Below are 21,111 nucleotides of genomic sequence, written 5' to 3'. Positions count from 1 at the left end.
TATCCGCTCGGGCGAGCTGATCGCGCTGCTCGGTCCCTCCGGCTCGGGCAAGACGACGCTGCTCAGGCTGGTGGCCGGTCTTGAAAGCCCGACCGACGGCACGATCTTCTTCGGCGACGACGATGCCTCGCAAAAGACCGTGCAGCAGCGCAACATCGGCTTCGTCTTCCAGCACTATGCCCTGTTCCGGCATATGACGGTGCTCGACAATGTCTCCTTCGGCCTCAAGGTGCGGCCATCCAATCGCCGGCCGCCGGCGGCCGAGATCCGCAGCCGAGCCCTCGACCTGCTCGATCTCGTCCAACTCTCCGGCCTTGAGAAGCGCTATCCGGCGCAGCTGTCGGGCGGCCAGCGCCAGCGCGTGGCGCTCGCCCGCGCCATGGCGGTCGAACCCAATGTGCTTCTGCTCGACGAACCGTTTGGCGCGCTCGATGCGCAGGTCAGAAAAGAACTCCGGCGCTGGCTGCGCGAGATCCACGACCGCACCGGCCACACCACCATCTTCGTCACCCATGACCAGGAAGAGGCGCTGGAACTCGCCGACCGGGTCGTGGTGATGAGCAAGGGCGCAATCGAACAGGTCGGCACCCCCGACGAGATCTACGACCATCCGGTCTCGCCGTTCGTCTTCGGCTTCATCGGCCAGTCGAACGCGCTGTCCGTCACGCTTCAAAACGGTGAGATCTGGTTTGAGGACCGGCCGATCGGCCTCAGAGCCCCGACCGAGCCCGATGGTGCGGCCACGCTCTACTTCCGCCCGCATGACATCGAGCTGATCGATGGCTGCGGCGGCTGTCTTGCTGGCCTCGTCACCGCCAGCCGCCGTGTTGCCGGCACTCGCCATCTCGAACTCGACCTCGGCCGCAACCACCCGCATGCCGAAATCGAACTGCCGCCCGAACGCACAACAACACAGGACCGCGCAAGGGTCGCATTCCGGCCGACAAAGTGGAAACTCTTCAGGGACGACAAGGCGGGCGCCGAGGTCACCAGCACCGATGTCGAAGCGGAAACGCAGGCACAGCCGTTCGAACTGGCACGCACCGGAACCTGACGGGTTTTCCGCCGCCCGGTCCACCCAATTCCCGTTTCTCACGAGATGCGCTACAGCGTGCTATGCGGTGAGAAAAGCGGGAGACCAGGCGCATGTCCGTCATTGACGATTTGAAACAGGCACTCGGCGATGCCGTGCTGACGGGCACCGAGATCGGTGAGCGTTATCGCAGCGACGCCAGCCTCACCGGCCGCACCCTGCCCAAGGCCGTCATTCGCCCCGCAAACACGCACGAGGTCTCAACCGTGCTTCGCATCTGCGACGCCTACGGCCAGGCGGTCGTCGTGCAAGGCGGCCTGACCGGCCTTGCCGGCGGCGCCAACCCGGATAATGACGCCATTTCCCTCTCGCTCGAGCGCCTCGTGGGCATCGAGGAAATCGATCCGCTTTCCGCAACCATGACCGTCCTTGCCGGCACGCCGCTCGAAGTCGCCCAACGCGCCGCCGACGATGCAGGCTTCCTGCTACCGATCGATCTCGGCGCGCGCGGCTCCTGCCAGATCGGCGGCAATCTCGCCACCAATGCGGGCGGCATCCGCGTCATCGCGCACGGCGTCACCCGCGACAACGTGCTTGGCCTGGAAGCTGTGCTTGCCGACGGTACGATCCTTTCCTCGCTCAGCAAGATGATCAAGAACAACACCGGCTACGATCTGCGCCAGTATTTCATCGGCTCGGAAGGCACACTCGGCGTCATCACCCGCGCCGTCCTGCGATTGAAGCCGCGCCCTGCAGGCCGCCTGACGGCGCTTTGTGCGCTCGACAGTTATGATCAGGTCGTCGCCTTCCTGGCGCGGGCGCAAAGAGGGCTGCCGGGCCTCTCGGCATTCGAAGCCATGTGGGACGGATACTTCCGCTTCAATTGCGAGGCGGAAGGACAGCGCTTCTTCGAGACGCCCCCCGCCTTTGCGGTGATCGTCGAGCAGGATGTCCAGGGCCGTGACGAAGAAAGCGAGGATTTCGAGAATTTCCTCGGCGCCGCCCTTGAAGACGATGTCATTGCCAACGCTCTCATCGCGCAGTCGGAGAAAGAAAGCCGGCTGTTCTGGCAGGTGCGCGAAGGGCACGCGATGGACCGCCTGCTGCCGGGACTGATCAATCTCGATGTCAGCCTGCCCATCGGCGAAATCGGCCGTTTCGCGGCGGAATGCGGCACGGCGCTCGCCGCTCGCTTTCCGCAGGCGCACATCTCCTTCTTCGGTCATGTCGCCGACAGCAACCTGCACATCGCCTTTTCAACGCCTGAAAGCGACGAGCACACCCAGCATACGGTCGATGGCATCGTCTACGACATCGTCCGTCGTTATCGCGGCTCGATCTCCGCCGAACACGGCATCGGCACCTTGAAGCGGGAGTTCCTCGGCCATTCGCGCAGTGCTGCTGAACTCGAGGTAATGCGCCGGATCAAGAACGCGCTCGACCCGAAAGGCATCCTCAACCCCGGCAAGGTGATTTGAAACGGGCTTGCCTGCATCACAGCCACGAAGCAGGAGTCTTCGGCAAGCGATTTTCCGGATCGACTACCGTCAGCTCCGCCCCGCCTGCATTCCACCGCCAGAGTGCGACGCAGCTACCGCCCGGGGACATGAAGGAGGGGTAGATCAGGCCATCGAAGCCGCGTGCGGCCAGATCCGCCTGTAGGCGATGCGTCGCAGGCACGACGCCGCGATCGAGCGCGTCGCGCCATTCCTCACGATGAATAGCCTCGGTCACGCCGAGATCGGCGAGTACATCCGCCGCCATCGTGTCCGCAAGCCGCGCATGCCGGAGTTCCAGCTGAGCGATGAGCGCCGGATGCTGGACAAAGCCCTGGTTATATTCCGCCCAGGCGGTCGACAGTTCGCGCGCTGCATAGATCGTCGGCAGCCCGACCGGGTTCCAGCGGCCACCGAAGCGCGCCGCACCATCGCCCGAAAACGGCGCATGCGCCCAGCGCGGCACATAGGCACGCCAGAGGCGCACCGGCTCCTCCGTCGACATCAGGCGTAGACACCCGACCGAACGGCTTCGAGATAGGCGAGAACCTTGTCGGCATTGCCTTCTCCCACAAGATCATAGGCGGTCTTGCCCGCCCATCCCGGGATTGGCTGGTGCTTGAACCAGATGACCGCCCGGCTCTCTTCACCGGCCATTTCCGCAGCCATCGCCAGGATTCGCACGACATTGCTGAGCGCTGAATCGACCTTGCGGGCGCTCGACTTCGCCGTCAGCGTGTTTCGCGCGACGCCGATCAGCTTCGCCAATTCGGCAAGTGTTACGCCAAGACGGTCCGCGACCAGCCGCGCTGACAGAAAGGACGACTGGCTTTCGCCGAAATGCGAAGCAGAGATGTTGAAACCGACCGCTGACATGGCACAATACAATCTCATTCTGATCACTACTGGATCAAAATAAGCTCAAAATCCGCCCAAATCAAGGAAGAGACGGTTGTCGCCAGGAGGGGTCGCGCCGCTCGAAGAAGGCGGCAACGCCTTCGCGCGCCTCTGCGCTTTCCCAGCAGTCGGCAAGCTGCTCGATCGTGGCGGCGATGGTCGCCTCGGTGATCGGCTGCCCGAGCGAGCGAGCAAGCCGCTTCGCCCGTCCCGTCGCGGCGGGCGCCGTCTGAAGATAGGGCTCGATTTCCGCTTCGATGGCTGCATTCAGCGCATCGGGCGCGGCAATCGACGTCACCAGCCCCGCCTCCCTTGCCTCTTCGGCGCCGAACAGGCGCGCGGACATGAACAAAGGCCGCGCCCTGCCCTCGCCGATGCGGGCAACAACATAGGGGCTGATGGTCGCTGGAATGAGGCCCAGCCGGGTTTCCGTCAGCCCGAAGCGCGCATCGGCAGACGCGATGACGGCATCGCAGACGCTCATGAGGCCGACGCCGCCGCCAAAGGCATTGCCGTGCACGCGCGCGATCACCGGCTTGGCGATCTCGTTCAATGCCTTGAACATCAGTGCCAGCCGCGTTGCCTCGGCGATACGGGTCGACCGATCCGCCTCGAACTGCTCGCGCATCCAGGCGAGATCACCGCCGGCGCAGAAGCTGCGCCCCTCGGCATCCAACACCACGACGCGCACTGCTGCATCGGCTGACAATCGTACCGCCGCCTCGGTCAGTTCACTGATCATGACGGCGGAAAGGGCATTGTGCTTTTGCGGCTGCGCCAATGTCAGCCGGGCGACACCTTTCGCATCGACGGCGTATCGGATCGTTTCGAACATCATGCAGAACTCCTCAACGATCTGGCGAAGGCGGCAGCCTCTTCAAGCTTTGCCGCATCCAGCCCCGTCGAAAATCCGCGGCCGAGGACAAAGGCGTTGACTGCCAGCGTGTCAATATTGCCGGCCGCACCCGGCGCGTAGGGGCATCCGCCGAGGCCGCCGGCCGAGGCGTCGAAGACGCGCAAGCCACGCTCGAGCGCGACGCCGATATTGTCGAGTGCACGTCCGGACGTGTCGTGAAAATGGCCCGCCAGTTGTCCGGCCGGCACTTGCGCCAGCACGGTTGCCAGCATCGTGTCCACCGCCTCCGGCGTGCCGCGTCCGATCGTATCGCCGAGGCTGATCTCGTAGCAACCGAGCGCCAACAGGGCGGCGGCGACTTGAGCAGCACTCTCCGGGGCAATCGCGCCTTCGTAGGGGCACTCGACGACGCAGCTGACATAGCCTCGCAACGGCACTCCGTTGGCGCGGCAGGCTTCGGCAACGGGGCGAAAACGCTCGATGCTTTCAGCAATCGAGCAATTGATGTTCTTCTGCGAGAAGGTCTCCGACGCAGAGGCAAAGATCGCCACTTCGTCGGCCTTGGCCGCAAGGGCCGCTTCAAAGCCCTGCATGTTCGGCGTCAGCACAGTGTAGCGCGTGCCCGGCCGACGCCGGATTCCGGCCATGACAGCCGCCGCATCCGCCATCTGCCGCACCCATTTCGGGCTGACGAAGCTCGTCACCTCGATGCGTTGATAGCCGCAGGCCGACAGGAGATCGACAAGGCGGATCTTGTCGGTCGTATCGACAAGCCGCTTTTCGTTCTGGAGGCCATCGCGCGGCGCCATTTCGACAAGCGTCACATGCTCGGGCGCCGCCACGCTCATTCGCCGCTCTCCGCCTTCAACACCACGAGGATCGCCCCGGCACTCACCTGTTCGCCAGACGAGATCAGCACATTCTCGATGATGCCATCGCGTGATGCCGCCAGCGTCAGCTCCATCTTCATCGCCTCCATCACCACCAGCGGCTGGCCTTTCGTCACCGGGTCGCCGGCGCTGATATGGATGAGTTTGACGATACCGGGCATTGGCGCCGCAATCTCGTCCGCGGCCGCCTCGCCCGCATGAGCTTCGGCAAGTGGATCGGGAAGGCGAAGAACGAATGTCTCGCCTCCAACAAAAAGCGTGATTGTCTCCCCTTCGCGCAGAAAGCGGAAGACGCGCTGCTCGCCTGAGATCTCCACCCGGGCACCATCGTCGAACCGATCGAGTACGAGCACAGGAAAGGTGCTTTCACCAGCCCGGACCGCGAACTGATCGCGCCCGCGGGCTGCAAGCGTGACGACCGATCGTCCGCCGGCATGCTCGACGGCGACGCTTCTGTGCGCATCTCCCCAGATCTGCCAGTGGCCGAGTGACGACCAGGGATCGTCGGATTTCATCGGTCGCAGCACGCCGGTGGCGGCGATGGCGGCCAACGCCAGTGCCTCATCTCCCGCGACGACCGGCGTGGTCAATTGCTCGATCGACCGGTCGATCAGCCCGGTGTCCGGCCGCCCGGCACGAAACTCGGGCTCGGCGGCGAGCCGGGCGAGGAAATCGAGGTTGGTGATGGTGCCGCCGATGCGGCAGGCCTTGAGCGCACTCTCCAGTCGGGCAAGTGCTGAAGAGCGGCTTGGACCATGCACGATCAGCTTGGCGATCAACGGATCGTAATAGGGGGCGATGACGTCGCCCTGCCGGACGCCGGCATCAACCCGGACGCCGTCGACAGGAAAATCGAGCATGGCAAGCCGACCGGTCGCCGGCAGAAATCCGCGCGACGGGTCTTCGGCATAAATCCGCGCCTCGAACGCCCAGCCATCGATGGCGATTTCGTTCTGCCGCTTGGGCAAGGCCTCGCCGACGGCGGCGCGCAACTGCCATTCGACGAGGTCAATGCCGGTGATCGCCTCGGTGACGGGATGTTCGACCTGCAGCCGGGTGTTCATCTCCATGAAGTAGAACTGGTCCGGCCAGAGCCCGTTGGTGACATCGGCGATGAATTCCACCGTGCCGGCACCGACATAGCCGATCGCCCGCGCCGCTTTGACCGCCGCCTCGCCCATGGCGCGGCGCACTTCTGCCGTCATGCCAGGGGCCGGCGCCTCTTCGATCACCTTTTGATGGCGGCGCTGCAGCGAGCAGTCGCGTTCGAACAGGTGCAGGATGTTGCCGTGGCGATCGCCGAAGACCTGGACTTCGATATGCCTGGGCTTGGTCAGGTATTTCTCGATCAGCACCGCGCCGTCGCCGAAGGCGGCTTCGGCTTCGCGGCGCGCTGCTTCCAGGGCCGCGACAAATTCATGCGGTTGCTCGACCTTGCGCATCCCCTTGCCGCCACCGCCGGCGCGCGCCTTGATCAACACAGGAAAGCCGACCTCGGCCGCCCGGTCCGCCAGGTAGGACGGGTCCTGTTCATCGCCGTGGTAACCGGGCACGACGGGCACACCAGCCTGTTCCATCAGCGCCTTGGCCGCATCCTTCAGCCCCATGGCGCGAATGGCGGCCGGAGACGGACCGACGAAGGTCATGCCCGCCGCTTCGACAGCCTCGGCAAACTTGGCGTTTTCCGACAGGAAGCCGTAACCCGGGTGAATGGCATCGGCATCGACGCTTCTCGCCGCAGCAATAATGCGCTCGATCGAGAGATAGCTTTCGGATGCCGCCGCCGGTCCGATGCGGATCGCCTCGTCGGCCAACGTCACATGCAAGGCATCGACGTCGGCGTCGGAGTAAACAGCAACGGTTCGGACGCCCAGACGTCTGGCGGTGCGGATAACACGGCAGGCGATTTCACCGCGGTTGGCAATCAGAAGCTTTGAAAACATCGGCATATGGCCCGCCCTATTGCGCCGCTATCACTTCGACTTCGAGCAACCAGCCGGCGTCGAAGATGCCGGCAATCACCACTGTCATCGCCGGCGCAAGCGGACCCAGATATTCCGCCCGGGCCGCACGGTTGGCCATGGTGTGGTTGCGGTCGGCGAGAAATGCCGTGACCTTGACGATATCGGCCTTGCTCATGCCAGCGGCCTTCAACTGGGCATCGATGTTCAACCAGACCTGCCGGGCCTGCGCCTCGAAGCTGTCGGGCAGTTCGTCGTCCGAATTGAGCGGCACCTGACCGCTGACGAAGACCAGCCGCTCGAAATTCTCAAGCCGCACGGCCTGCGAGTAGCCGCCGCGCGGTTGCGGCGCATTCTTGGCGTTGACGTTTTCGCGCTTCATCGCGATCTCCTACATTCTGAACAGGCCGAAACGCGTTTCTTCGATTGGTGCATTGAGCGCCGCCGAAAGCGATAGTGCCAGCACGTCACGGCTCTTGCGCGGGTCGACGACGCCGTCGTCCCAGAGCCGGGCGGAGGCATAGAGCGGATGGCTCTGGCGCTCGAAGAGATCAAGAACCGGTTGTCGGAACTTGGCCTCCTCCTCTTCGTTCCAGGGCGTTCCCGCCCGCTTCAGCGCCTCGCCGCGCACCGTCGACAGCACGCCTGCCGCCTGTTCGCCGCCCATCACCGAAATCCGGCTGTTCGGCCAGGTCCACAGGAACCGCGGCGAGAAGGCCCGACCGCACATGCCGTAGTTGCCCGCACCGAACGAGCCGCCGACAAGCATGGTGATCTTCGGCACCTGCGCCGTCGCCACGGCGGTCACCAGCTTGGCGCCGTGCTTGGCAATGCCTTCGGTCTCGTATTTGCGCCCGACCATGAAGCCGGTGATGTTCTGCAGGAAGACGAGCGGGATCTTGCGCTGGGCGCAGAGCTCGACGAAATGCGCGCCCTTCAGGGCGGATTCGGAAAACAGCACGCCGTTGTTGGCGATGATGCCGACAGGAACGCCGTGAACATGGGCGAAACCGCAGACGAGCGTGGTGCCGTAGCGCGCCTTGAACTCGTCGAAGCGGGAGCCATCGACAAGACGGGCGATGACTTCGCGGATATCGTAGGGCGTGCGCAGATCGGCCGGGACAATACCGGCAATTTCCTGCGGATCGTAGAGCGGCGGCTCCGGGCTCTGCAGCTCCACCGACGCCGGTTTGTGGCGGTTAAGTGCTGCAACTGCCCGGCGCGCAAGTGCCAGCGCATGGGCATCATCACGCGCCATATGGTCGGCAACGCCGGACAAGCGGGTGTGCACGTCGGCGCCGCCAAGATCCTCGGCCGAGACCACTTCGCCGGTCGCCGCCCGCACCAGCGGCGGGCCGGCCAGGAAGATCGTGCCCTGGCCCTCGACGATGATCGTTTCGTCCGACATGGCGGGCACGTAGGCGCCGCCCGCCGTGCATGACCCCATGACCACGGCGATCTGCGGAATGCCGGCAGCGGACATATTGGCCTGGTTGTAGAAGATCCGGCCGAAGTGATCCCGATCCGGAAAGACCTCATCCTGGTTCGGCAGGTTGGCACCGCCGGAATCGACCAGATAGATGCATGGCAGCTGGTTCTCGGCAGCGATCTCCTGTGCGCGCAGATGCTTCTTGACCGTCATCGGATAGTAGGTCCCGCCTTTGACGGTCGGGTCGTTGCAGACGATCATGCATTCACGGCCGGACACCCGGCCGATGCCGGTGATCAGGCCTGCTGCCGGCGCATCGCCGTTGTACATGCCGTGGGCAGCGGTCGAGCCGATCTCGAGGAAGGGCGTTGCCGGATCGATCAGCGCGGCGACCCGGTCACGCGGCAGAAGCTTGCCACGGCTGACATGGCGCTCGCGCGCCGTGTCGCCGCCACCGCCGACCGCCATCTTGACGGCATCCTCCACGGTCGCGATCGCCTCCGCCATCGCCGCCTGATTGGCCCTGAACACGTCGGATGAGGGCGAGATGTGGGATTTCAGAACAGTCATGAAGTCCTCATTCGATCAAGGCGGATTGCAGCTTCGGCGGCTCGTTCGGGCGACTATCTGGTCTCGTTGAACAGTTCGCGACCGATCAGCATGCGGCGGATTTCACTGGTTCCGGCGCCGATCTCATAGAGCTTGGCGTCACGCAGCAGCCGCCCCGCCGGATAGTCGTTGGTATAGCCATTGCCGCCGAGCGCCTGGATTGCCTCCAGCGCCAGCGCCGTTGCCTTCTCGGCAGCGTAGAGAATGCAGCCGGCCGCGTCCTTGCGGGTGGTCTCGCCGCGATCGCAGGCCGCGGCCACCGCGTAGACATAAGCGCGCGCTGCGTTCGCCGTGACGTACATGTCGGCAAGCTTGCCCTGCATCAGCTGGAACTCGCCGATCGCCTGACCGAACTGCTTGCGCTCGTGGAGATAGGGGACGACGACGTCAAGGCAAGCCGACATGATGCCGAGCGGTCCGGCGGACAGGACCACACGCTCATAATCAAGGCCGGACATCAGCACGCGGACGCCGCCGCCCTCGTTGCCAAGGATGTTTTCCGCCGGCACCTCGCAATCGCGAAAAATCAGCTCGCAGGTGTTGGAGCCGCGCATGCCGAGCTTGTCGAGCTTCTGGCCGGTGGAAAACCCGACGAAACCCTTTTCGACGAGAAAGGCGGAAATGCCGCGCGGGCCTGCACTGGGGTCCGTCTTGGCGTAGACCACCAGCACATCTGCATCCGGCCCGTTGGTGATCCACATCTTGCCGCCGTTGAGGACATAAGCGTCGCCGCGCTTCTCTGCCCGCAGCGTCATGGACACGACGTCGGAGCCGGCACCCGGCTCGGACATGGCGAGCGCGCCGACGTGCTCGCCAGAAATCAGCTTCGGCAGGTAGCGCGCCTTCTGCGCCTCGTTGCCGTTGCGGCTGATCTGGTTGACGCAGAGATTGGAATGGGCGCCGTAGCTCAAGCCCACGGAAGCGGATGCACGGCTGATTTCTTCCATGGCGACGCAATGGGCGACATAGCCCATGCCCGCACCGCCATAGGCCTCGTCTGCGGTGATGCCGAGCAGGCCGAGATCGCCCATTTCCCGCCAGAGCGGTGTCGGGAAAGCATTGCTGCGATCGGTCTCGTCCGCCAGCGGCGCGATACGCTCGGCCGCAAAACGGCGCACGCTGTCGCGCAATGCGTCAATGTCCTCGCCGAGCGCGAAGCTCAATCCGCCCTGAAACATCTCTCGTCTCCTCCCCTCGGCCCTGTCGGCGATCTCCTCACCGCCAACCGGGTCGTCTGCGCTCCATCCTCTACGCGCCACGCGGCGATTGCAATGATGCTCAACGCCGCGAAGTCGAGCGACGATAGCACCGCGCCTTGCTAATTTCCTTCCAAAGAGGAAATCCGCAAAGCACGATCTGCAAAGTTTAAGAGCGTTTGGCGATGCATCCGCTGCGCGAAGCGGTTTCGGTCAATCTGGCTCGCCGCAGCGTTCGCGTTGCGATGGAATCGCTTGCTAAGCGTTTACTTGTTCGGCCAGATTTCCTGCGCCTTGCCGACGTCGGCAAGGCCGCGCTGCGCGTCCCGGTTGCCAGTCGCAGCGACAGCCTCGAAGATGCGCCGGGCTTCGGCGTAGCGCTTGAGATTGAGATAGGCGTAACCGCGCAGCACCATCAGGTCCGACCGCTGCGTCGAGATCTGCCCAAGCTGATCGAGGAAAATCAGCGCCTCGCGATACCGTTTCGCATCGAAAGCGGCAATCGCCCTGTCGGAGAGAATGGCGCTCTGCAATTCGTCGGCACGGCGACGGCTCTGGGTCGATTGCGTCGCGGCCACCGCAGCCCTATTGGTCAGCCCGGCCCGCAGATAGGCAAGGCTTTGGCCATAGGCGGCATCTTCGCGCATCTGCGATGCCGGTGCCTGCAAGGCGACCGCGAAGGCTTCGGCCGCTTCCAGCGGACGATTGAGGTCCATCAGGCACCAGCCGCGCGTCAGCGCCGCCTGCGGTGAAAGCCGCGCCGGGTTAATGGTCGTCCGGCATCCCGTTGCGTTCCTGCCAGTCGTTTGCGTTTGCCGCGCAACCGCAACAGGCTGCTCGACCACATAGCGCGTCGCCGTTCGCGGCGCTGCCTGCGTCACGACCGCAGGTGCCCTTTGTTGCCCACCGGATATGGGTGCCTGCTCGCGCGCCAGCGGCTGTTGTTGCCGGGCAATGGCGTCGCGCCGTTCCTCCTCGGTCTCGCCCAGGCGCGCAATGCGCTCGGAGCGTCCCGCCCAAAGCCTCTGGATTTCCGCGACGCCGGCGGCATCACCGAGTTGGTTGCGGCTCAGCGCCAGACCATAGGCCGAAGGCTCATCATCCGGCTTCCAGCGTAGGGCCGTTGTGAACCATTGTGCAGCCGTCGCCGGCTGTTCCATGGCACGGGCATACCAGCCGAACTGCTGCGCGGTGGCCGGATCACGCCCCTTTGTCGTCTCCTGCGCGATGCGGCTCAGCACTTCCTCGCTGAGCGCCACGGGCGGCTCGATCGCCAGCAGGTTTGCCGTCGCGGCAAAATAGGTGGCCTTGGCATCCTCCGACGCGTCGCGCCAGGGATACAGCACCTTCTCGGCGTCCTCATGCGCCTTGCGCGCGATCAACGTCAGCGCCAATCCTTGCGAGGCAGATGCGGAATCCTCTTTGTCATGGGCGCGCCGGAACCATTGCTCGGCCGCGCTCATGTTGTCGCGGCGCAGCTGGTACCAGCCCAGAAGAAGGGCATCGCTCGCCAAGCCATCGGTTTCTACCAGGCGTTCGAGGCGCAGGATGTATTTCGGGTCGACGGCCAGCTTGCCATCCCCATCGCCTTCGGCGACGAAGCGTCGGGCCAGATCGTCGCCAATGCTCTCGAACTCGCCGCCGCCGCCGGGCGCCGTGCGTTCAAAGGCCAGCAGTTCCTGGGCAATGTCATAGGGCAGTCCGGATACCGCCTTCTGCACGGTCGCCAGCCGTTCCGGGGCACTGTCGCAATTCTTCAGCACATAGAGATAGGCATCTCGAGCGCGATCCGGCCGCTTGGTCTGCGCGAACGCATCAGCCACCCGCCAGAGCACGTCCACTTCAGAACACGTCAGCAGGCTCGGCGTACTCGCCGCCACTTCGATGACCGTCTCGTACTGCTTGAGATCGGAGGCATTCACCAACCGCGCTCGGGCTTCGGCAACATTCAGCCGCTCGAGCAGATCTGCCGGCGGCTTCCAGGCGGCCTCGGCTGCCTGGCGCTCGGCGATCGCTTTTCGAACTTCCGCGTAGCGCCCCTCCGAATAGAGCTGCCACATCGTTTCGAGCTGGGTATCCTTGTTGCGCGGAACGGCCAGGGGATCCTCGGGAGGCGTCCAATCGGGATAGAGCGCCCTCAGCCGCGATATCTCGGCCTGCAGCCGGGCCGTATCGCCCTTGCTTGCGAAATAGCGCAGCGCCGATTCGTCGACCACCGGCGCCGTTGCCTGCGGCCGCGTTGCCTCGGCGGCAGGCTGCGTGTTCTGCGCGACCTGGCGAAACTCGGGTGCGGCCTGTCTCGATGCCTTGTCAACTATGCCGAACGACGCCTCGCCGGGAGGCCCGCTTCCCTGCTCGCCGTTGATCGGCGTACCGGCGACGCCGCTCAAATTCTTGCGCAGAAGCCCGTCGTCGGCAAATCCGGCAATCCCGGCCGCCGTGAGCATAATGCCGGCGATGACAACGGTTGAGGACTTCATAGACACTCCGGACGCTTCTCCTTCGCATAAGACAACCCGAGAAGGTGCAGTGTCGAAGGATAGTATTGCGTCGGGCTGAACACCTTGACGCTGTCGGGCAACGGTACCCGCTCCAAGACACAGGCCAGAATATGGTTAACAAATTGATAACCGGGGTCCGTCAAGGCCGACCGGACGGCCCCCGTCGCGACGTCACTGATGAGCAAATCGCCATTGCTGCCAAGCATGCCCTGCCGCAATCTTGAAAGCAGTTCGGTATCACCATTGCCTGCGCGAACGAGATAGAGGGGGATGCGCAGGGCGTTGTAACCGAACTCCGCCGGAAAGCCCTCGGCCGCCTTGAGGCGCGTCCTGGCACTGACCCAATCGGCCGGCATCTTGCGCGGCCCGAGCTGCAATGCGTCGAGCATGCTCTCACCATCGACTCGCAGGGATTCCCATTTCGGCGAAGGTGCCACACGGTTGAGGACGGGGAAAGCCTCGAAGATCCAATAGGAAGGGTTTATGACAGGGCCATCGTTTCGATCGGTGGCAGAAAACCCGGCAACGCCCGGCAGCAACAACGTCCGGCCGCCATAGTCGATCACGGCCCTGTCGAGGATTGCCTGGGCGATCTTGGCCGCCGCCGCGAGATAGTCCTCCCGTTTCCATTGTTCGCCGGCCAGTGTCAGCGCATAGGCGATCAGGATATCGCCATCGGTCGCATTGTTGACGTCGATGACATGGGGTTTTTCAGCCGGGCTCCATTTCCAGGCTGCAAGTCCGTCGTCGCGCAGGAGCAGTTCACGTAGCGTGAAGGACCAGATCAGCTCGAAATCGGCAGCGTTGTCCGCGAGCACCGCCAGCAACAGGCCGTAGCCTTGACCCTCGCTATGGCTGATGCCGCCGTTGCCGTCGTCAATGATGCGCCCGCCGGCGTCGACGAACTTGGCCTTGTACGTCTGCCAATCCTCAGCACTCACGGTTCCGCTCCGTCCCTGGGCTATCGCGGGCGCCTGCGGTAGAGCAGCGACAAGAGCAAGGGCGAGGACGAGAACCGCGCGCAAGCTCATGGCCGGCGCCCGAGCCGGCTGAGCATGGACGACGTGGCAAGCCCGAGCAGCACCGACAACACAACCAGCGCCACGGCATAAAAGAGGATGTTGCTCGAAAGCCAGTTGGCAATGATCAGACGGTAGTTGCCGATCGATGCCGGCCTTGTCTGCACAAACGTGAAATTGGTCACCGGCACCACGTTGATGGCGCTACTGGCCGGCTCGTAGGTCGCGATGTGTCCGGCGATCCGTTGCCATTGACGGATGTCGGAAATGGCTGACACGCCGTCGTTCAAAAGCTTGGCGGTCGGTGCCGCGACCAATGTCCATGTGGCGTCATCCGTCGGATTTGCCCCTTGGGCGACAAGCAACGTTGCCGTTTCCGGCGGCGCGAACTCGGCCTGTTCCTGTGGCAGGATACGCAGCGAACTCAGGGAGATGTCGAACTCCTGCTTCACCCAGTTCTGAAGCGCCGTCATCTGGGTGCGCCAGGCGCCACCGCTCAGGCGCGTCTGCCATTCATCGATCGCCTTCTGCGTATCCTCGCCGCGACCGGTGGCCTGTGCACTGCCCCAGGACATCTGGCGGCCGGGATCGATGCCGACCTGGGTGAGTACCGTCTTCGGCAATTCAGGCAACGTACCAACGAAGAGTGCGTTGCGCGTGCCCGCGGCCAACGGTGAAGCGATCATCTCCACGGCAATCGGCCGTCCGCCGGCAACCGCAAGCCGTGCAAGGAATGTCGCTGCGGCCGACAGTGTGTCGGCGTCCGCCCGGTCGATGAAGAGCGGGATCGTTCCGGCACTGTTGCGATAGGGTGCCGCCGCGCCGGACAACGCCGCGAGATTGGGCCGAAGACCGATCCGGGCAAAGTTGGGCATATGGAGCTCGGACGTATCGAACAGTGCAAAACGCGAATCCGTCGACGCCGGTGCCCCCGGCGCGCAAACCTTGTCCTGATCCGTCAAGAGCACGGCCTCGAGCTCGATCAGGTTCGGTCCGGGCCGGAAATGGCGCATCGTCACGTTGATCGGCAGATGGCGCAGAATGCCGCCGGTCGCCGAATCGAACGGTACGGTCGACGCGATGTTGCCGTTGACGTAGATGTCAATCCGGCTGCCTGGGCGAACCGTCTCGGTATAGGCGGCGTCCAGCAGGATCGTCGCCTCGCCATAGGCGTCCGCGTAGAAGTCCGACGGCACAGCCACCGAAAACCTCGACCGGAAACGGCGCCCGGTAAATTCGCTTGTCGAAACACCCAGTTCCGAGAAACGCAGGCGCGTGTTGCCCGCGACCACCGGCGTTTCGGGCAAGAGCCAGCGCTCCGTATTGATGACGTCGCGGGGAACATCGCTCGGTCGATCCATCGGTTCGGCGACAGCCTCGATGGCGGCCCGCACGGCCGACCAGTCAGGACCGCTCAGAACCAGAACCGGTGCATTTGTCTTGTCGTCGCGCACAAAAGCGGCGACCGATCCGCCGGCGGCCCCATCGGGCAGCGCGGCAATAAGCGGTGACACCTCGTCGACGGTACCGACAACCACGGTCAATTCGCCGGGCTTTCCCAACTCCGGCAGGTCCTGGCTGAGAATGACCCTCTGCGCCGGCATGTGACCGCGCAGCGCCAAGCCCTGGGCAAGACGCATCAAATCGGCAGCGCGGCTCGGCTGCGCCATTCCCGGAACGACGAGATTGAACTGCGTGCGGCCTTTGCCGTCGACGCCAACGGCACGGATGTCGTCAACGCTCGTAAAGACGGCGCTCTCGGCATCGGCAAAGCTGATGAAAGCCGTGTCAGGCGCAATTTCGGTCCACAGTTCATAGGTGGATTCGATCGTGCAGTCGGTGCGGTGGCGTTGTTGAACCCGGAACCGGATGTCATTGGAACCGGGGCGCAGCAAACCGGCACGCAGCTCGTAGCGACGTTCCTCGGGGGTATCCGACGCCTTGATCGGCCCTTCGCCAACCAGCTCTCCATTGACGAAAACCGAAAGGGACGAGACCTCCGGTGCAATCACGATCGCATTCTGATAACCGAAATTCAGCGTTGCGGGCGATTGCGCCTGGGCCGGCGTCAAATACATCGACCAGGTGCGTTCATCGACCTCGCCGCTGAGCGACAGCGCGTCGAAGGGCACAATAAACCGCCTGAAATCGTCGCGCTCGCCGCCACCGAGTGTGTCCGCGCCGGCGTCTGGCTCGCTTGCCTTCTGGCCCCCGCCCTCCTCTTGCCTTGGCATTTCGACCGGCGGTTCGGCCGCCGGACGTTCGCTCGACATGTCGAACGGGTTCGATTGAGCAAAGGTTTGCGTGGTCGCGGCAAGAAGCACCACAAGAAGGGCGGCAAGCGTCCGGTTCATCGCGTCGCCTCCGCTTGGTCGGACGAACGCAGGCTGCGGGCGAAATAGATCAGGCCGCGGCTCATCTGGTAGAGAGCCAGCCACAGGAACCAGACCGTGCCGCCGACCAGACCAGGATTTCCGCGCCGCGCCTTCTGGAATTCGCTCCATTGCTGGGAGTTCGCAAAGATCAGATCCGCCACCAGGCTGTGGTGGCGCGCCACCTCCGGCAGGTAACGGCAACCGAGCGTGGTGATGTCGCCGGCGATTTCCTTGTTCTTGACCGCAACCGGCAAGGTCTCGGAGGTGCCGTCGCCGCTATAAGGCTCGAAGCGGATGAGACCGTCCGTGTCGACGGGAAGCGTCGCCGCATCGACGCCATAGACCTGAACGCGGGCGCCGTTGGCCGATACGTCTTCGATGGTCGCCGGGTACCATTGGTCCGCGACGCCGAATTCGCAGCGCCGGCTGACCTTAACGCGCCGTGAGGCCGCCTTTTCCCCACGCTCAGAAACGACGCCGAGCGCGCAGCCTGCCATGATCAGGTTGAGGAGGTTCCACCCTCCCACGACCAGGGTGACGTCGGCCTTGTAGGGTTCGGTGTAGACCCGGTAGACCGTCATCAGAAGCGCGACGAAAAGCACGGCAAAGATGACGAAGAACGGTCGGCTGATTTCCGACAGCCGGCTTTCCTGGATCGACTCGTCCTTGGCGGTCACCTTGAACGTCGGCCTGCTCGGGCGCATCAGCACCGAGATGACGGCCGGCAACAGATGCACGGTCTGGGCATATTCGTACAGCTCCGATATCCACGGCCAGCGGAAGGCACCGTAGAGATAGTTCTGCATCATCAGGTTCACCATCATATAGGCGAGCGTATAGGCGAGGAACTCGCCGCCGGATGCGGTGAAGATCTCCAGATCGAAAAACAGGTAGAAAAGCGGTGCGAACAGAAAGATCGTGCGCGACACCGGAAAGAGCCAGAACAGCGTCGATGACATGTAGCAAAGCCGCTGCGGGATCGATAGTCCGCGCTTGAACAGCGGAAACCGGAACAGAAGGATCTGCATCATGCCCTGGGCCCAGCGGCTGCGCTGGCCGATGAAGCTGGCAAAGGTTGCCGGCTGCAGTCCGGCAATCAATGGCCGGTCGACGTAGATGCTGTTCCAGCCTCGGCCATGCAGCGCAAGTGCCGTTTCACAGTCCTCGGTGATGCTCATGCCGCTGAAGCCTTCGGTATCCTCAAGCGCCTTGCGTCGAAGCACCGCTGCCGAACCACAGAAGAAGGCCGCGTTCCACTTGTCGAGGCCGCGCTGGATGATGCCGTAGAACATCTCGTTCTCGCTCGGCATCTTCTCGAAGGTCCGCAGGTTGCGCTCAAGCGGATCGGGGTTGAGGAAGAAGTGCGGTGTCTGCACCAGGAAAAGCTTCGGGTCGCTCTCGAAATAGCCGACCGTTTCCAGGAGGAAATCGCGCGCTGGCGCGTGGTCGGCGTCAAAGACCGCGATCAGTTCGCCGTCCGAATGCAGCATGCCGTTGTTGAGGTTGCCGGCCTTGGCGTGTTCGTTGCGCTCTCGGGTCAAATAGCGCACGCCAAGATCGTCGCAGAGCGCCTGCAGCTCGACATGCCGGGCAGAGGCACGCTGCGCCTCAACCAGATTCATCGAGTAGCGCTTTTGCTGCGTGCCGCCATCATCGAGCAGCCAGACCGTCAGCTTGTCGGCCGGGTAGTCCATGCCCTTGGCCGCGGCAAGCGTATTGGCCAGCAGCCCCGCATCCTCGTTGTAGGACGGCACGAAGACGTCGACCTTCGGAAACGCGCCAGGCGAGACGGCCTTTGCCTTGCGCGGCGGCAGCGGCATCGCGACGACGAACAAGCTCAGCGACAGCATCATGACGCTGTACATTTCGGCGAGATAGAGCAGGAAGCCTGGGATGAAGTTCTCAAGCTGGTTCAGCGGAGGCAGCGTGCTGGTGGTGCGCCAATACACATATCGAAGCACGATGGCCGTACCGAAGGCGAGCGCGATCAGGCGCCAGCGACCTTCGGCCTTGATGAGCTTCAGGATCGCCATGAATGTGACGACCAAAACGCTCACGATCAGCTGGGTCTGAAGATTGACCGGCAACGTGATGACTGCAATGACGCAAAGGGAGAAAAACGCCCATGCCGCAACGGGACCGATCTTGCTCATTCATTCTGCCTTCCAGCATTCGGCATCATGCCACTGGTATCGCTTGACCTGATTTCACCTGGGCTTTTCCAAGCCCGATACCAGCCCATACCAAATGATGGTTAGGAGCTGATTAAGGGCAATTGCCTCCCGCCGGCGCATCGCAAGCGGGCGGGGGAACAATGACAGTCGCTCCAGCCTTTGCCACTCCACCTGGCTCAGGTAACGGGACAGAATTCGCCGTCGCCGGCACGGCAACTGGCTGCTGACGCACGGGTTGCTCAACGCGGACCGCACGCCTGACCGGCGCGGGTGCCGTCATCACGCTTACCGGTCGAATGTCGGCGGGCGCCGGTTCCTTGCGGTAGATCGGGTTTCCAACCCTGCCAATGCCCGCCTCCAGCGGCGGCGGCGCGCCGTAAGGATTCCAGGCGGGATCGCCGAACGTCCCGGTAATCGTGTATCCGTAGACGGGCGCCAGAAGCTCGTTCTCGCTCGCACCAGCAGCGCAATAGCGAAAGCGGATTTGAATGGTGCCGTAGCCCCTGAGCGGCGAGCGATGGTTCTCTGCGCCACGGATCTGCTGCCAGGCGAAAATGCAGGCGTCATCGCCACGGCCACGGCCATAGGCATAACCGAACGGCCCGTAGTTGTTCTGTAGAAAATCCGACGACTGCGCCAGCGCCACGCCGGGGAGCGCACGCCGTGCCTGCCGCATCATCTCGGAGCTTCTGACCGCGACGTAGCCGCTCGTCTTCTGCTGGTCGAACCGGGCCTCCATCGGACCGAAGAACTGCGCGCGCAGGACATTCTGTCCAGGCGTCGAAGCCGAGGTGAAAAGGTAAATATCCTGCTCGATCGCGTTGGTCTTTCGACGCTCGACCACGTTGAGAACCGCCGGCCCACCCGGCGGCGGCAGGATCAGCGCATTTTCTGCCGGAACAATGACCGCATTCGTCGGCGTGCCGACATCGTTATGTGTCGAGCAGCCGGAAACCAGGGCGCCTGCAGCGAACACAGCCGCAAACGCGACCGTGCCTCGCAGCCAGACAGCGGGTGCGGAACGTTCGCTCCGTGCGCCGAATCGCTTGCTGAAAAATCGTCCTGCCATACCGGAGCATTAGTTGATTCAGGCAAATTCGCAAACCCGTGAAGGATAGGGGATAACATTTCGACGTTCGCCCCGAGAGACAGACCTGATGCCGGACGCTATCGCAAGCGGCGGAGCCGGATCGCCATTGCACATCCGGTCAATGGTCGTCGTACCGCCAGCGGCGCCTCGATCGAAAACAGGCCACCAGAGGTATCGCTACTCCCTTTGCTCCTTCATGTACGCCATTTTTGCAGATCGACGGACGATGAAGCCGCCACTTAGACTTTCCCGTCTGCACCAGTCGAGTGGAAGAGGGACAAAATGGGGCTGCCTGCTGTCACATCGAAACCAGAGGATCGCGTCGCGATTGCGCACCTGGGTCAAGCCTTGAAGACCGCGCTCGCAGACGAGAAAAGCCCATTGAGAGCGTTTCTGAATGGAGATCCGCAGTCTCGCCGGGCGATCGAGCGCGACCTTGAACCGGCGGCGGTCGATGACCTCCTGCGCTTCGGCGTTGCCGAACAGACAGACGACCTTTTACGCCCACGATTCCAGGCGCAACTTATCGGCCCACACCTCGTCTTTTCGGACCTGCGCCAGTCCATGCGCGTGGTGCGCAAGACGGAAGAGCGAAACGCCTACGTCGATCCGATGTGGGAGGGGCCAACCCTCTCCAATCTGCTCGTGAGGGAACCCGCCGAAAGTGGTCTGGACATGGGATGTGGCTGCGGCGTCATCGCCCTGGCGATGTCTACCTATTGCAGGAGGGTCGTGGCGCTGGACATGAACCCGCGGGCGCTCATGCTCGCACGCTTCAACATGGCGCTGAACGGTGTCGACAATGTCGAAGTCCTGGAGTCCGATCTCTTCTCGGCCGTGGAGGGAGCGACCTTCGATCGGATCGTTTTCAACGCGCCCGTCGGCATGGAACTGCTGCCGCGCAACGCGCTGGAGTCCGGGGAGCAGATCTTGATCCGGTTCTTCAGCGCGCTGAGCAAGCACCTCAAGAGCGGCGGCATGCTTCACATGAACGTGTGCGTGAAGGAATGGAGCAGGGCGAGCTTCGCCACGAACCTGCGCGCGTGGCTTGGAGAAAACCAAAAGGACTTTCAAAGCCTCTTCATCGAGTTATGGCGCGTCGAAAGAGGCCTCAAGTTCAAGGTTCGCAGATGGATCGCCCCCTTCGTGCTGCCGCGCCAATACGGGCGATTGCTTCACATTCGGCGCGGCCTGCTTATTGCCGAAAGAAACGGCGTGGCACGACATGCAGAGACAGCCTCTGCTTACGACACCTGGGCGACATCTCTCGGGCCTCGGTTTGGCGCATCATTGGTGAGGTCCTTGATGGGTGCCGATCCCGGCAAGGCACCCGCCGGCCCTTCCACGGCAGTGCTCAATACCTTGGATGACGACCACCGGCCGTTGGGTGGCTCGGTGACGACCGCAATTTTCAACAAGCTGCAAAACGTGCCGGCAGCCGCCCTGCTTTGACCGGTCGCCGTCATCGTCCGACAGGATTTGGCCGGCACGAACACGACAACGCCAGGGCCGGTCTGGCTGGGATACCGCCACGTCCGACCACCCGCGTTCCCACGGCACATCGAGAACGCATGAGCAGGTGTTG

Annotated in this window: 16 protein-coding genes; 3 read left to right on the top strand and 13 right to left on the bottom strand. The window is 63.5% G+C overall.

Annotation, left to right across the window (positions count from 1 at the left end):
- On the top strand, positions 1–1,054 hold a 1,054-nt coding region (locus AC1Q80_RS22710), incomplete at its 5' end, for a sulfate/molybdate ABC transporter ATP-binding protein (protein ID WP_492361928.1).
- A 92-nt stretch (positions 1,055–1,146) separates the two neighbouring features.
- Positions 1,147–2,511, top strand: a complete 1,365-nt coding sequence (locus AC1Q80_RS22705; protein WP_492361927.1) for an FAD-binding oxidoreductase — start codon at positions 1,147–1,149, stop codon at positions 2,509–2,511.
- Positions 2,512–2,527: 16 nt separating this feature from the next.
- Here AC1Q80_RS22705 and AC1Q80_RS22700 read toward each other — a convergent pair whose 3' ends face one another.
- From AC1Q80_RS22700 to bcsN, 13 genes are all read right to left on the bottom strand, one after another.
- The gene (locus AC1Q80_RS22700; RefSeq protein ID WP_492361926.1) at positions 2,528–3,034 is read right to left on the bottom strand and encodes an RES family NAD+ phosphorylase; all 507 of its coding nucleotides are present in this window, start codon (positions 3,032–3,034) and stop codon (positions 2,528–2,530) included.
- Positions 3,034–3,405, bottom strand: coding sequence for an antitoxin Xre/MbcA/ParS toxin-binding domain-containing protein (locus AC1Q80_RS22695; RefSeq protein WP_492361925.1), 372 nt, complete (start codon positions 3,403–3,405; stop codon positions 3,034–3,036). The genes AC1Q80_RS22700 and AC1Q80_RS22695 overlap by 1 nt, the downstream gene beginning before the upstream one ends.
- Positions 3,406–3,466: 61 nt before the next feature.
- Complete coding sequence (locus AC1Q80_RS22690; protein ID WP_492361924.1) at positions 3,467–4,264, bottom strand: crotonase/enoyl-CoA hydratase family protein; 798 nt, start codon at positions 4,262–4,264, stop codon at positions 3,467–3,469.
- Complete coding sequence (locus AC1Q80_RS22685; protein WP_492361923.1) at positions 4,261–5,130, bottom strand: hydroxymethylglutaryl-CoA lyase; 870 nt, start codon at positions 5,128–5,130, stop codon at positions 4,261–4,263. Before AC1Q80_RS22685 ends, AC1Q80_RS22690 begins: the two co-directional genes overlap by 4 nt.
- Positions 5,127–7,115: an acetyl/propionyl/methylcrotonyl-CoA carboxylase subunit alpha gene (locus tag AC1Q80_RS22680; protein WP_492361945.1), complete on the bottom strand. Its 1,989-nt coding sequence runs from the start codon at positions 7,113–7,115 to the stop codon at positions 5,127–5,129. The genes AC1Q80_RS22685 and AC1Q80_RS22680 overlap by 4 nt, the downstream gene beginning before the upstream one ends.
- A gap of 16 nt (positions 7,116–7,131) precedes the next feature.
- Positions 7,132–7,515, bottom strand: coding sequence for a RidA family protein (locus tag AC1Q80_RS22675; RefSeq protein WP_077502463.1), 384 nt, complete (start codon positions 7,513–7,515; stop codon positions 7,132–7,134).
- Between the two features lie 9 nt (positions 7,516–7,524).
- A complete protein-coding gene (locus tag AC1Q80_RS22670; RefSeq protein ID WP_492361922.1) occupies positions 7,525–9,132 on the bottom strand; it encodes a carboxyl transferase domain-containing protein in 1,608 nt (535 codons plus the stop codon).
- Positions 9,133–9,185: 53 nt separating this feature from the next.
- Positions 9,186–10,349: an isovaleryl-CoA dehydrogenase gene (locus AC1Q80_RS22665; RefSeq protein ID WP_492361921.1), complete on the bottom strand. Its 1,164-nt coding sequence runs from the start codon at positions 10,347–10,349 to the stop codon at positions 9,186–9,188.
- Positions 10,350–10,633: 284 nt separating this feature from the next.
- Positions 10,634–12,847 carry a tetratricopeptide repeat protein gene (locus tag AC1Q80_RS22660; RefSeq protein WP_492361920.1) on the bottom strand — a complete coding sequence of 738 codons (2,214 nt, stop codon included), beginning with the start codon at positions 12,845–12,847 and terminating at the stop codon, positions 10,634–10,636.
- Positions 12,844–13,893 (bottom strand): family 8 glycosyl hydrolase, encoded by a 1,050-nt coding sequence (locus tag AC1Q80_RS22655; protein ID WP_492361944.1) that lies wholly within the window; start codon positions 13,891–13,893, stop codon positions 12,844–12,846. The genes AC1Q80_RS22660 and AC1Q80_RS22655 overlap by 4 nt, the downstream gene beginning before the upstream one ends.
- Before the next feature lie 2 nt (positions 13,894–13,895).
- Positions 13,896–16,241 carry a cellulose biosynthesis cyclic di-GMP-binding regulatory protein BcsB gene (locus AC1Q80_RS22650; protein ID WP_492361919.1) on the bottom strand — a complete coding sequence of 782 codons (2,346 nt, stop codon included), beginning with the start codon at positions 16,239–16,241 and terminating at the stop codon, positions 13,896–13,898.
- The gene (gene bcsA / locus AC1Q80_RS22645; RefSeq protein ID WP_077502468.1) at positions 16,238–18,415 is read right to left on the bottom strand and encodes a UDP-forming cellulose synthase catalytic subunit; all 2,178 of its coding nucleotides are present in this window, start codon (positions 18,413–18,415) and stop codon (positions 16,238–16,240) included. Before bcsA ends, AC1Q80_RS22650 begins: the two co-directional genes overlap by 4 nt.
- A gap of 112 nt (positions 18,416–18,527) precedes the next feature.
- Positions 18,528–19,412, bottom strand: coding sequence for a cellulose biosynthesis protein BcsN (gene bcsN, locus AC1Q80_RS22640; protein WP_492361918.1), 885 nt, complete (start codon positions 19,410–19,412; stop codon positions 18,528–18,530).
- A gap of 396 nt (positions 19,413–19,808) precedes the next feature.
- On the opposite strand from bcsN, the gene AC1Q80_RS22635 reads away from it, so the two are divergent.
- The gene (locus AC1Q80_RS22635; protein WP_492361917.1) at positions 19,809–20,978 is read left to right on the top strand and encodes a methyltransferase; all 1,170 of its coding nucleotides are present in this window, start codon (positions 19,809–19,811) and stop codon (positions 20,976–20,978) included.
- Positions 20,979–21,111 lie beyond the last annotated feature (133 nt).

This window comes from Ensifer sp. GW823-FHT05D09 (assembly GCF_058795755.1).
This window is presented reverse-complemented; position numbering and strand designations above follow the sequence as displayed.

Excerpts from the sequence above, each read along its gene's own strand:
- AC1Q80_RS22705 (WP_492361927.1), top strand. The coding sequence starts at position 1,147 with ATGTCCGTCATTGACGATTTGAAACAGGCACTCGGCGATGCCGTGCTG.
- AC1Q80_RS22700 (WP_492361926.1), bottom strand. The coding sequence starts at position 3,034 with ATGTCGACGGAGGAGCCGGTGCGCCTCTGGCGTGCCTATGTGCCGCGC.
- AC1Q80_RS22695 (WP_492361925.1), bottom strand. The coding sequence starts at position 3,405 with ATGTCAGCGGTCGGTTTCAACATCTCTGCTTCGCATTTCGGCGAAAGC.
- AC1Q80_RS22690 (WP_492361924.1), bottom strand. The coding sequence starts at position 4,264 with ATGATGTTCGAAACGATCCGATACGCCGTCGATGCGAAAGGTGTCGCC.
- AC1Q80_RS22685 (WP_492361923.1), bottom strand. The coding sequence starts at position 5,130 with ATGAGCGTGGCGGCGCCCGAGCATGTGACGCTTGTCGAAATGGCGCCG.
- AC1Q80_RS22680 (WP_492361945.1), bottom strand. The coding sequence starts at position 7,115 with ATGTTTTCAAAGCTTCTGATTGCCAACCGCGGTGAAATCGCCTGCCGT.
- AC1Q80_RS22675 (WP_077502463.1), bottom strand. The coding sequence starts at position 7,515 with ATGAAGCGCGAAAACGTCAACGCCAAGAATGCGCCGCAACCGCGCGGC.
- AC1Q80_RS22670 (WP_492361922.1), bottom strand. The coding sequence starts at position 9,132 with ATGACTGTTCTGAAATCCCACATCTCGCCCTCATCCGACGTGTTCAGG.
- AC1Q80_RS22665 (WP_492361921.1), bottom strand. The coding sequence starts at position 10,349 with ATGTTTCAGGGCGGATTGAGCTTCGCGCTCGGCGAGGACATTGACGCA.
- AC1Q80_RS22660 (WP_492361920.1), bottom strand. The coding sequence starts at position 12,847 with ATGAAGTCCTCAACCGTTGTCATCGCCGGCATTATGCTCACGGCGGCC.
- AC1Q80_RS22650 (WP_492361919.1), bottom strand. The coding sequence starts at position 16,241 with ATGAACCGGACGCTTGCCGCCCTTCTTGTGGTGCTTCTTGCCGCGACC.
- bcsA (WP_077502468.1), bottom strand. The coding sequence starts at position 18,415 with ATGAGCAAGATCGGTCCCGTTGCGGCATGGGCGTTTTTCTCCCTTTGC.
- AC1Q80_RS22635 (WP_492361917.1), top strand. The coding sequence starts at position 19,809 with ATGGGGCTGCCTGCTGTCACATCGAAACCAGAGGATCGCGTCGCGATT.